General features: G+C 60.2%; 8 protein-coding genes and 1 pseudogene. 3 read left to right on the forward strand and 6 right to left on the reverse strand.

Annotated elements, in window-relative coordinates:
• Positions 1 to 21: 21 nt before the first annotated feature.
• From E0D86_RS01180 to E0D86_RS01195, 4 genes and pseudogenes are all read right to left on the reverse strand, one after another.
• A pseudogene (locus E0D86_RS01180) lies at positions 22 to 300 on the reverse strand (ribonucleotide-diphosphate reductase subunit beta); the annotation flags it as partial.
• 74 nt (positions 301 to 374) lie between these two features.
• Positions 375 to 1118 carry a Bro-N domain-containing protein gene (locus tag E0D86_RS01185; protein WP_131648151.1) on the reverse strand — a complete coding sequence of 248 codons (744 nt, stop codon included), beginning with the start codon at positions 1116 to 1118 and terminating at the stop codon, positions 375 to 377.
• Between the two features lie 110 nt (positions 1119 to 1228).
• On the reverse strand, positions 1229 to 2482 hold the full coding sequence (locus E0D86_RS01190) for a ribonucleotide-diphosphate reductase subunit beta (RefSeq protein WP_131648152.1): 1254 nt from the start codon (positions 2480 to 2482) through the stop codon (positions 1229 to 1231).
• 516 nt (positions 2483 to 2998) lie between these two features.
• Complete coding sequence (locus E0D86_RS01195) at positions 2999 to 5890, reverse strand: ribonucleoside-diphosphate reductase subunit alpha (RefSeq protein ID WP_131648153.1); 2892 nt, start codon at positions 5888 to 5890, stop codon at positions 2999 to 3001.
• Positions 5891 to 6821: 931 nt separating this feature from the next.
• On the opposite strand from E0D86_RS01195, the gene E0D86_RS01200 reads away from it, so the two are divergent.
• Both E0D86_RS01200 and E0D86_RS01205 read left to right on the forward strand, forming a co-directional pair.
• A complete protein-coding gene (locus E0D86_RS01200) occupies positions 6822 to 7544 on the forward strand; it encodes a winged helix-turn-helix domain-containing protein (protein WP_131648154.1) in 723 nt (240 codons plus the stop codon).
• Positions 7541 to 9142 (forward strand): ATP-binding protein, encoded by a 1602-nt coding sequence (locus tag E0D86_RS01205; protein WP_131648155.1) that lies wholly within the window; start codon positions 7541 to 7543, stop codon positions 9140 to 9142. Before E0D86_RS01200 ends, E0D86_RS01205 begins: the two co-directional genes overlap by 4 nt.
• A 198-nt stretch (positions 9143 to 9340) precedes the next feature.
• On the opposite strand, the gene E0D86_RS01210 is transcribed toward E0D86_RS01205, so the two are convergent.
• Entirely contained in the window at positions 9341 to 10057 is a 717-nt protein-coding gene (locus tag E0D86_RS01210; RefSeq protein ID WP_131648156.1) for a 4'-phosphopantetheinyl transferase, read from the reverse strand.
• A 47-nt stretch (positions 10058 to 10104) separates the two neighbouring features.
• Positions 10105 to 11013 (reverse strand): HTH-type transcriptional regulator ArgP, encoded by a 909-nt coding sequence (locus E0D86_RS01215; RefSeq protein ID WP_131648157.1) that lies wholly within the window; start codon positions 11011 to 11013, stop codon positions 10105 to 10107.
• A gap of 123 nt (positions 11014 to 11136) precedes the next feature.
• Between E0D86_RS01215 and E0D86_RS01220 the strand changes: the two genes are divergently transcribed.
• Positions 11137 to 11763 carry a trimeric intracellular cation channel family protein gene (locus tag E0D86_RS01220; protein ID WP_131648158.1) on the forward strand — a complete coding sequence of 209 codons (627 nt, stop codon included), beginning with the start codon at positions 11137 to 11139 and terminating at the stop codon, positions 11761 to 11763.
• The last annotated feature ends 38 nt before the right edge of the window (positions 11764 to 11801 follow it).

Here is an 11801-nt window from a genome sequence, read left to right on the forward strand (position 1 = left end):
CGGGCATTTTGATCGGTTACGTCAATCCCTGCTCAACGCCTCCCCGGTCTGACTCAATTATCCGCGCCTCGAAGGAGTTCCTCTCCTTCTTCAAATCCATAATCGCCCATCCATGGGTAGGGATTAGCCGTACCTGGATATTCATCCCAAAGGTGTGGGTTTTCAATCTTGATCTGGTTGATCACCTCGATGCTGAAGTTCAGATGCATGGACTCGTCGCAGGATGTATTGGAACTGCTCGGTGGTGTCGGTCATCATACCGCTGCGACCCATGTAGAGAATTTGAGTGGTGCCGCAGTAGCATCGGAGGAATAAAACGGCGAAGCCCTTTACTATCATTATCCTGGCTGGTCGCTGTTATGTTAAAGCGTTAGTTAAATATTGCTTGCTGACTGAAGGAGCACGGACTCTGGGAATACGACTTCAGTTTGCCCATCTTTGCTGATTTTATAACTGGAGTGCCCTTCTTCTGCACAAATCTTTATACACCAGCCCCGGATAAGATGCTCGTGTTTTAAGTCAATGCAATTTTTTGTGCAGTAATCTGACACGGTCAAATGATCTAGGCCATAATGCGATATCGCTTGGGTCGTTGATATTTTTTCACTAAGTTCATTAAGTCTACGCTCCGTGTGCTCGAAACGTGCCTTTGTTTCTCGCTCAAGACGTTCGCGCTCCTCAATTTCTTCTAGTAACAGCATTACTGCCTTTTTGACCTCAGAGCCTTGGGTGACGGCTGGAGGCGGGTATGTCCCAAATTTTTGTATTGATGGAAGAACTTCATGGAATACCCAGCGCTGGAATTTTTTGCAAGCTGGGCTATTGTCGCGGAGTATGATTCTAAACAACCCGGGCTGTGTTACGAATTGCGAGTCTTGTGGGTTGGATACTTCTATATCAGGTAAGGAGTACTTCTCGTCGCTGTCAAGTGCATCAAGTAGTCCTTTTGTGAGCCCACCAAGCCCTACTTTTTTCCCATCTTTAGCGAGTTCAGTATTTTGCTCAGCCAGAATTTGTACTACATCGGATAAGCAGAACATTACTTCGTTGTTTCTGTATAAGGTCCTGATTTCACGGCCGCTATCTGGATACGCCAAGATAAGATTTGTTTCGTTCATGGCTGCCTCGTATTATTAATAAAAAGCCCCGCATTAGGCGGGGCTTCAACTCGCTACCCCAAATATTAATTTCAGGTAAGGCGCTCTTGGTTTCTCGGTGAGTAAGCTGATCAATCCCAGCTCAAAGCCCCACCCGTCTGATACTCAATAACCCGGGTCTCAAAGAAGTTCTTCTCTTTCTTGAGGTCCATGATCTCGCTCATCCACGGGAACGGGTTCGTCGTACCTGGGTACTCTTCCTTCAAACCAATCTGCGTCAGGCGACGGTTGGCGATGAATTTGAGGTAGTCCTCCATCATCGAGGCGTTCATGCCGAGGACGCCGCGGGGCATGGTGTCGCGGGCGTATTCGATTTCCAGCTGCGTACCCTGAAGGATCATCTGGGTCGCTTCGTCCTTCATGGCGGCGTCCCACAGGTGTGGGTTTTCGATCTTGATCTGGTTGATCACGTCGATGCCGAAGTTCAGGTGCATGGACTCGTCGCGCAGGATGTATTGGAACTGCTCGGCGGTGCCGGTCATCTTGTTGCGGCGGCCCATGGACAGGATCTGGGTGAAGCCGCAGTAGAAGAAGATGCCTTCGAGTACGCAGTAGTAGGCGATGAGGTTGCGCAGGAACTCTTTGTCGGTCTCGACGGTGCCGGTGGTGAACTCGGGGTTGGAGATCGAGCGGGTGTACTTGAGGCCCCAGGAGGCTTTCTTCGCGACGCTTGGGATCTCGTGGTACATGTTGAAGATCTCGCCTTCATCCATGCCCAGTGATTCGATGCAGTACTGGTAGGCGTGGGTGTGGATCGCCTCTTCGAAGGCCTGGCGCAGGATGTACTGGCGGCACTCGGGGTTAGTGATCAGGCGGTACACGGCCAGGACGAGGTTGTTGGCAACCAGGCTGTCGGCGGTGGAGAAGAAGCCGAGGTTGCGCATGACGATGCGGCGTTCGTCTTCGCTGAGGCCGTCCTTGCTCTTCCACAGAGCGATGTCGGCGTTCATGTTCACTTCCTGCGGCATCCAGTGGTTGGCGCAACCATCCAGATACTTCTGCCAGGCCCAGTCGTACTTGAAGGGGACGAGCTGGTTGAGGTCAGCGCGGGCGTTGATCATCTGCTTGTCGCCGACGTGAACGCGGGCGGAGGCGCCTTCGAGGTCGTCCAGGCCTTCCTGGATGTCGAGGTCGTCCAGGGCCTTCTTGGCGCGGGCGATGGCAGCGGAGTCGTTAGCGGCCACGGCGCGGGCTTCTTCAACGGAGCCGGCGGCGTCCTGGTCGAGTTTTGCGGGGGCTTCGGTTGCTGCGGCAGCGGCTTGGGGGGCAGCTGCGGGCGCGGCGGTGGTGGTTTCTTCTTCGTCGAATTCGTCCCAGCTCAGCATGGGGGCTCCTGCTTCAGTGGCCGGGAAACCGACCATTAGTTGAAAGATGTGCGGTTAGCACGCTTGGCTCATATCTCTGGCTGAGGGATCTCGTCGTGAGAAAACGCGGGAAGAGGTGATTAATTACCTCTTCCCGCGACCCTCTTATTTAGACTTCTTGATCGTTTCTACCACGTGAGTTTTCGGGTTTTTCCGAGCTTTCTCAGTTGTGGTGAAACGCCCATTGCCAGCGTCGCGGCCAATCTTTTGGCCGCTAGACTTCTTAGCCATGGCGTTCTCCTATTGGATGAGCGTCTCTTGACACTAGTCCGTTCAGATGGCGATCATGCGCCCGCGTTTGGATCTGAAAGGATCTAGCCTCCCATAGAGCGAAGCTCTTGCACCTGGGAGATCGAGCCCGAACACAGTTACAGCTGTGCTCGGGCTTTTTTCTGTCTACATTTTGCCGCCGTCGCCTAGTACTTCTAGATGGGGTGAAACGGCGGCGCTGGTCGGCGCCGCTCGCAAATCCGATCCTTACTGACATGCCTCGCAATCCGGCTCATCAATTGCGCAGGCTTTTGGTACCGGTGCCGGTCCGGCGGACATTTCCGGGGCTGGCGCGGCCTTGGCCGGGGCGGCGCTGTTGCCGCTGTTGCCACCGCTGGACACGGCGTTGAGCTTGCCGGTGTTGACGGTGGACTTCTCGGTGCTGGTCGCGGCCAGGGCACGGAGGTAGTAGGTGGTTTTCAGGCCACGGTACCAGGCCATGCGGTAGGTCACGTCAAGCTTCTTGCCCGAGGCGCCGGCGATGTAGAGGTTCAGCGACTGCGCCTGGTCGATCCACTTCTGGCGGCGGCTGGCGGCGTCGACGATCCATTTGGTTTCCACTTCGAAGGCGGTCGCGTAGAGGTCTTTCAACTCCTGCGGGATGCGCTCGATCTGCTGCACCGAACCGTCGTAGTACTTGAGGTCGTTGATCATGACCGCGTCCCACAGACCGCGTGCCTTGAGGTCGCGAACCAGGTAGGGGTTGATCACGGTGAATTCGCCCGAGAGGTTCGATTTCACGTACAGGTTCTGGTAGGTCGGCTCGATGGACTGCGACACGCCGGTGATGTTGGCGATGGTCGCGGTCGGCGCGATGGCCATGATGTTCGAGTTACGAATGCCGTTCTTGACGCGGGCACGGACCGGGGCCCAGTCCAGGGACTCGGTCAGGTCGACGTCGATGTACTTCTGGCCACGCGCCTCGATGAGGATCTGCTGCGAGTCCAGCGGCAGGATGCCCTGGCTCCACAACGAACCCTGGAAGGTTTCGTAGGCGCCGCGCTCGTCGGCCAGGTCGCAGGAGGCCTGGATGGCGAAGTAGCTGACCGCTTCCATGGATTTGTCGGCGAAGTCGATGGCGGCGTCGGAACCGTAGGGGATGTGCTGCAGGTACAGCGCGTCCTGGAAGCCCATGATGCCCAGGCCCACCGGGCGGTGCTTGAAGTTGGAGTTCTTCGCCTGCGGCACCGAGTAGTAGTTGATGTCGATGACGTTATCGAGCATCCGCACGGCGGTGCGCACGGTGCGCTCCAGCTTGGCAGTGTCGAGCTTGCCGTCGACGATGTGGCGCGGCAGGTTGATCGAGCCCAGGTTGCAGACGGCGATTTCGTCCTTGTTGGTGTTCAGCGTGATCTCGGTGCAGAGGTTGGAGCTGTGCACCACGCCGACGTGCTGCTGCGGGCTGCGCAGGTTGCACGGGTCCTTGAAGGTCAGCCATGGGTGGCCGGTTTCGAACAGCATGGAGAGCATCTTGCGCCACAGGTCTTTGGCCTGCAGGGTCTTGTAGTTCTTGATCTTGCCGTATTCGATCAGGGCTTCGTAGTACTCGTAGCGCTCCTCGAAGGCTTTGCCGGTGAGGTCGTGCAGGTCCGGTACTTCGCTCGGCGAGAACAGGGTCCACTTGCCGTCGTCGAAGACGCGCTTCATGAACAGGTCCGGAATCCAGTTGGCGGTGTTCATGTCGTGGGTGCGGCGACGATCGTCACCGGTGTTCTTGCGCAGCTCGAGGAATTCCTCGATGTCCAGGTGCCAGGTTTCGAGATACGCGCAGACCGCGCCCTTGCGCTTGCCGCCCTGGTTGACCGCGACGGCGGTGTCGTTGACCACTTTCAGGAAGGGCACGACGCCTTGGGATTTGCCGTTGGTGCCTTTGATGTAAGCGCCCAGAGCGCGGACCGGGGTCCAGTCGTTGCCGAGGCCGCCGGCAAACTTGGAGAGCAGGGCGTTATCGCGGATGGCGTCGTAGATACCACCCAGGTCGTCCGGCACGGTGGTCAGGTAGCAGGAGGACAGCTGCGGACGCAGGGTGCCGGCGTTGAACAGGGTCGGCGTGGAGGCCATGTAGTCGAAGGACGACAGCAGGTTGTAGAACTCGATGGCACGGGCTTCGCGGTTTTCTTCCTCGATGGCCAGGCCCATGGCGACGCGCATGAAGAAGATCTGCGGCAGCTCGAAACGCACGCCATCCTTGTGGATGAAGTAGCGGTCGTAGAGGGTCTGCAGGCCGAGGTAGGTGAACTGCTGGTCTTGCTCGTGGTTGATCGCGGCGCCCAGCTTGGCCAGGTCGTATTCCTTCAGGCGCGGGTCGAGCAGTTCGAACTGCACGCCTTTTTCGACGTAGGCGGGCAGGGCCTTGGCGTAGAGGTCAGCCATTTCGTGGTGCGTGGCGGATTCGGCGACTTCTAGGAAGCTCAGGGCTTCGGCGCGCAGGGTGTCCATCAGCAGACGGGCGGTGACGTAGGAGTAGTTCGGCTCACGCTCGACCAGGGTGCGGGCGGTCATCACCAGGGCGGTGTTGACGTCGGTCTGCTCAACGCCGTCGTAGAGGTTCTTCAGGGTTTCTTTCTGGATCAGCGCGCCATCGACTTCTTCGAGGCCTTCGCAGGCTTCGGTGATGATGGTGTTCAGGCGTCCCAGGTCCAGCGGCGCCATGCTGCCATCGGCACGCTTTATGCGGATGCTCGGGTGGGCTTCGACTGGGGCGTCGACCGCGCCGCGCTTGCGCTCCTGGCTACGCGACTCGCGATAGATCACGTAGTCGCGGGCGACTTTCTGCTCGCCGGAACGCATCAGGGCCAGTTCGACCTGGTCCTGGATTTCTTCGATATGGATGGTGCCGCCGGAGGGCATGCGGCGCTTGAAGGTGGCGGTGACCTGCTCGGTCAGGCGCTGCACGGTGTCATGGATGCGCGACGAGGCGGCGGCGTTGCCGCCTTCCACTGCGAGAAACGCTTTGGTGATGGCGACGGTGATCTTGTCATCGGTGTAGGGGACGACTGTACCGTTGCGCTTGATCACGCGCAGCTGGCCCGGCGCAGTGGCGGCCAGGTCCAGCGTGCCGTCGGCGTGTGGGTTCTCGCGAATGGACTCGTTCTGCATGGGGTCTCCGGATTCTCTCTGTCTCTAACGCGTTAGGTGTCAGGCCTGCTTTATGAGCGGCCTTTTCTCGAACTGAGTGTCTCGAATTACATGTTTCGTATTGCATGAACCATGCCCCGGCGAACCGGCCCATGGGTGACTCAAACTGGAAACGATCCGGCACCAGGGGTGGCGAATCGAATGTGCCGAAGCATAGTCAGACGTTGTGAAGTTCACAACCTCAAAACACAACATGTAGTGTGATGCGTTTGGCGCATGCGCTACCGCTGGGTTTGAGCAAAATCAACGTTGGACGCGGCAGCATCGCGATCTGCGGCGGCGATCTATCGCGCCAGGTGCGGGCGCGAGCCGGGTACAAAACAGAGCGAATTATTTAGCTTGCTTTTTTCGGCGTTTGTGTTTGTTTGTCTTTTAACACCCAATATATGGGGTTAAGAGCGCCTGGTGCGACACGATAGTGGGGGTTCAGGCACAGCGCAAGGCGCCCAAAATGAACAACCTGTGGATAAGATGTGGGTGAGCTGTGCGCGATCGAGGCGCAGCCCGCGCCGTTTCGGGGCTACGCAAGGTTCGGATGAAATGCGTGCTCAAGCGGTCTTTTCAGATGCCTGGCGCTGCTGAGCGCAAACACTATATGTGGTGTTTTGTCAAAGGCGGACTTATTGCGTTTAGCGGCCTGCGAGGCGGGTAATTTGACGGAGCGGGCGTGAATACTGGCCTTTTGCCTTGGGCTCTGTGGGCAGAAGACTGCTGCGAAGTAGCCGCTACCACACGTGTAGCGTTCATCGCTGATCGGAGCCCGGCCAAACGAGGGCGTTTTCATGGGAGTGGCTATGCGCGGATCAGGCAGTCAAGCGGAGCACGTCTGCGGCTGCCATCTGCAAGTGCCCTGACGCTACAATGCCGGCCGGTGTCTGGGGAGGGCGCGTTGGTGGATCAAGAGTCTTGGAACATCCTGATTGTCGAAGATGACCAGCGGTTGGCCGAGCTGACCCGCGACTATCTTGAGGGTAACGGCTTGCGGGTTTCCATCGAAGGGGATGGCGCCCTGGCGGCCGGACGCATCATCGATGAACGCCCCGACCTGGTGGTACTCGACCTGATGCTGCCCGGCGAAGACGGCTTTTCCATTTGCCGCAAAGTGCGCCATCGCTATGACGGCCCGATCCTGATGCTCACCGCCCGTGCCGATGATCTCGATCAGGTGCTCGGTCTGGAGATCGGTGCGGATGATTACGTCTGCAAGCCGGTGCGTCCGCGGCTGTTGCTGGCCCGGATTCGTGCATTGCTGCGCCGACGCGAAGGCGTGGAAGTAGCTGCGGCGGCCAGCAGCAAACGGCTGCAATATGGCCCTCTGGTCGTGGACAGCGCGCTGCGCGAGGCCTGGTTGCGAGGCGAGGGCATCGAACTGACCGGTGCCGAGTTCGATCTGCTCTGGCTGCTGACCTCCAATCCCGGGCGGATCATGTCCCGCGAACAGATCTTCGCCGAATTGCGTGGCATCGAATACGACGGGCAGGATCGTTCCATAGACGTGCGTATTTCGCGCATTCGTCCGAAGATCGGCGATGACCCCGATCACCCACGTCTAATCAAAACGGTTCGCGGCAAGGGCTATCTGTTCGTATCCGAAGCGGCTGAAGCGCTGCAGTGAACTCGATTTTCCTGCGCATCTACGGCGGCGTTCTCGCCGTGCTGGTGCTCGTCGGGCTGCTGGGCGTCGGTGGCGTAAGTCTGCTCAACGAGGCGCGCGCCGACCGGCACCGCGAGATGCTCGCCAGCGGGACCTTTCGCCTGATGGCGCACAACATGAGCGGCATGACGCCCATCGAACGGCGCCAGGCAGCCAATCTCTGGGGGCGCCTGCTGGGAATTCCGCTGCGAGTTCGTACCTTGGAAGACGTCAGCCTGGAGAGCCGCCTGGAAGCCCGGCTCCTGCGCGGACAGGTGCTGGTGGAGCAAATGCGCCCGCACAGCGTGACGGTCTATTCGCTGGTCAGCGCCGAGGATCGCCTGGTGCTGACCGGTGAGGTGGAGCAGCTCAGCGAGCAGCTCGCTCGCGCGACCATTTATCTGCTGATCGACGAGCTGATCCGCTACCCCGAAGCTGAACAACCTCAGCGTCTCGCCGAACTGAAGAAGGCGCGCGGCTTCGGCTACGAGTTGCGGCTGCTGACCCGTGACAATGCCAGCCTCGATGACGATCAACGCCGCCGGCTGGACGAAGGCGACACCGTAATGGCCTTGGTCCGTGGCGGCGAGGCCGTTCGGGTCTTCGCCGCCATTTCCGGAACGCCCTGGATCATGGCGTTGGGGCCGTTGCACCCGATGAACCCTTACCCGCCGCAATTGCTGGTGCTGATCGGCGTGCTGGGGCTGTCGCTGATCGGGCTGACGGTCTATTTGCTGGTGCGCCAACTGGAACGGCGACTGCGTGAAGTGGAAAGCGCCGCCTCGCGCATCGCTGGAGGGAATCTGGAGGCACGTGTGCCGGGTGCCGGGACGGATTCGGTCGGGCGACTGGCGAAGGCGTTCAACGGCATGGCCAGCCATCTGCAGCGCCTCTTGGCCGTGCAGCGGGAAATGGTCAGCGCGGTGGCCCATGAGCTGCGCACGCCGGTCGCGCGGCTGCGTTTCGGCTTGGAGATGGCCGGTTCGGCACCGACCGCGGATGCTCGGGCGCGGTATCTCGCGGACATGGACGGCGATATCGACGACCTCGATCGTCTGGTGGACGAAATGCTGGTCTATACGCGTCTCGAGCGCGGGTCGCCTGATCTCACCTTCCAATCGGTCGATCTGAGCGCTCTGGTCGATCAAGTGATCGGAGAGCTGGCGCCGCTTCGGCCTGACGTTCTGGTCGAGCGCGGACCGTGTGTGACGGCTGAGGATGGCAGCAGTGTCGCCGAGGCCGAGTTTCATTATCTGCGTCGCGCCTTGAGCAACCTGATCACCAACGCCATGCGCCACGCGGCAACGCGGGTTCAGGTGAGCTTCATCATTGACGCCCAGCGCGCACATCTGGTGGTTGACGACGACGGTCCGGGCGTGCCGGAAGAGGCCTGGGAGAAGATATTCGCGCCGTTCATGCGTCTGGACGACAGCCGCACACGTGCTTCCGGCGGGCATGGGTTGGGGTTATCCATCGTCCGGCGAATTTCATACTGGCACGGCGGCCGCTCGCAGATCGGGCATAGCGAATTGGGCGGCGCGCGCTTCAGCCTGGTCTGGCCGCGCAGGCGGCCGGATTAGCAGAGCGCTGCGCTGAGGTGATCAATGCGTTCGCGGGACGGGCATCGCTCCGCTTAATTTCACTCGGGCCGGGTATTTCACGCCGCTGGACGAACACGTTCGTCCCTACAGTTGGATCATGCGCATCGTTGGTTTTTGTAGGGTCGAATTTATTCGATCAAGCTCGATAGGAAGGGTCTCGCTGCGCTCGATGCCATCCTACGAGGCCGGGATGCTGACCAGGCTCAGCAGGTAGTCTTCGAACTGCACGAACTGGCCTTCAAGCTCGGCGCCGGCCTTCCATTCATCCGAGAGATCGCTTAGCAGGCGCAGGCGGGCGTGACCGTCGGCGTCGTGGCGGATGAGCTCGGCTTCCTGAAAGTAGAAGCGCGTTTTAACCAGCGGATAGAGCGCCTTGAACAGGCTCTCTTTAAGGGAAAAGGTCAGCGTCACGCGTAGCGCCCGCTGTGAGTCGTCCAGCGCTGCGTAGCCTTCCAGTTCACGCGGCGTAAGGATCTCTCCGGCCAAACGGTCGGCGCGGGTGACCGGCAGCAGTTTTTCCACATCAAGCCCGAGCCCCCGCCAGTGATCGCTTCGCGCTGCGACCACTGCGGCCCAGCCGGCGCCATGGGTTATGGAGCCCACCACGCCGGTCGGCCAGCAAGGCGATCGATCTTCGCCGACAGCGGGAATGCCCGGCACGCCGGTGACCCTGCGCAAGGCCTCGTAGGCACAGATGCGGCCGGCGAGAAATTCGGTCCGGCGTTTGCTCACCGCGGCCATCGCCGGGAGGCCCCAGCGGTTGAAGTCCTCGGGATCGAGCAGCTCGGGGTCGAAGCGGGTGCTGAGCAGGTGCACGCCGGGGAGGGGGTGCGGGAGTGGCCAATGTTCGCTCAGCGGGGAGCAGCAGGCGGGATGTTGGGGCGGGCAGTTCATGGGCGTTAGTGTGCCTCAAGCGTCGATACGAGCGCAGTGCCGACGCGTCATGCTCGTGGCTCGGTCGGTCGCGCGAGGATCATAGGCGCCGCTTCGATGATCTGCCGCGACAGGTTTTCCATCCGTGGCGACTGCACCTTCCAAGTGTGCCAGTACAGCGGAATATCCAGCGGCGCCTCCGCAGCCAGATCGACTACTTCACTTTGCGCCAGCGCATCGTGCAGCAGCAGTTCCGGAACCATACCGTAGCCCAGGCCGTAGCGGATCGCGCTGAAGTGGGGCTCGGCGCCGGGCACGTAATGGCAGGGATAGGCGCGTTCCGGCAAGCCCAGTTGGCGCAGCAGGAAAGATGAAGAAAGGCGGTCCTTGCGCGTATAGGCGACCACGGGTGCCTTGCGCGCGGCGTTGCGATTCAGCCCGTTGGGAAAGTACCGCAGGCAAAACTCGCGGGACGCCACCAGGCGATAGCGCATGCTGCCCAGCGGGCTAGCCGTGCAGCCGCGCATCGGTTTGGGTTCGGTGCTGATGCAGCCGATCGCCAGGCCGGTTTCCAACAGATTGTAGGTGTGATCCTGATCTTCGATGGTCAGGTCCAGCAGCACGCGCTCGCGGATCAGCACCTCGGCCAGCGCCGGGAAGAACCAGGTTCCGAGGCTGTCGGAATTGAGCGCGGCGACCACCATTAGCGGCGCGTCGCTGCGCTCGTCCAGGTCCGCAAGCAGGTCGGCTTCGAGCATGCTGGCGCGCTTGAGGTACTGCAGCAATCGCTGGCCGGTCTCGGTGGGGCGGCACGGTCGGCTGCGCACCACCAATGCATTGCCCAGTGCGCTTTCCAGAGCGCGAACCCGCTGTGAAATCGCCGGTGGTGTCAGGTGTAGGCGCAGCGCAGCCTGTTCGAAACTGCCGGTCTTGATGACCGCTCGGAAGGCTTCGGTCTGCTTCGGATCAAGATTCAAGTTGTGGCTCTCTGATTAAGTAAATATTTGTATAGCCTACTTTTACTTAGCCATGCCAATTAAGTTCGCGTCTGCCCCATAATTGCGCATCTTCTGCCTGTCCCGCCCTGTTGGAGTTGCCCCGTGACGCTGTTGCATATCATCTATCTGGTCGCCATCACTGCTGAAGCCATGTCCGGTGCGATCATGGGCATGCGTCGCGGCATGGACCTGTTCGGTATTTGCGTGCTGGGCACGGTGACGGCGCTGGGCGGCGGCACGGCGCGCGACGTACTGCTCGGGCACTATCCGATCGGCTGGATCGCCAATCCCGAATACCTCGGCTTCACGGTCGGCGCGGCCATCGTCACGGCGATGGTTGCACGGCACATGCATCACCTGCGGCAGGTATTCCTGTTGGTCGACGGCCTGGGTCTGGTGGCTTTCACGGTGATCGGTTGCGGTGTGGCGATGGAAATGGATGTGCATGTGTCGATTGTCGTGCTGGCTGGTGTGATCACTGGCGTATTCGGCGGGCTGTTGCGCGACATCCTCTGCAACGAAGTGCCGATGGTGCTGCAGCGCGAGCTGTACGCCACGGTGGCGTTGTTCACGGGTGTGCTCTACGTCGGCCTGCTGTGGCTGGGTATCAGCAACTCCATCTCCTCGGTTGCCGCGCTCTGTGCCGGCTTCCTGTTCCGCGTCATGGCGATGACCTTCCAGTGGAAACTTCCCGATTTCCAGGGCCGCGACATCCGCGGTCTGGATTGATGGCGGGCTGATCCGGTGAACGCCGCACGCTCCGTCGC

The organism is Pseudomonas sp. IC_126, from assembly GCF_004331835.1.
GTDB lineage: Bacteria > Pseudomonadota > Gammaproteobacteria > Pseudomonadales > Pseudomonadaceae > Stutzerimonas.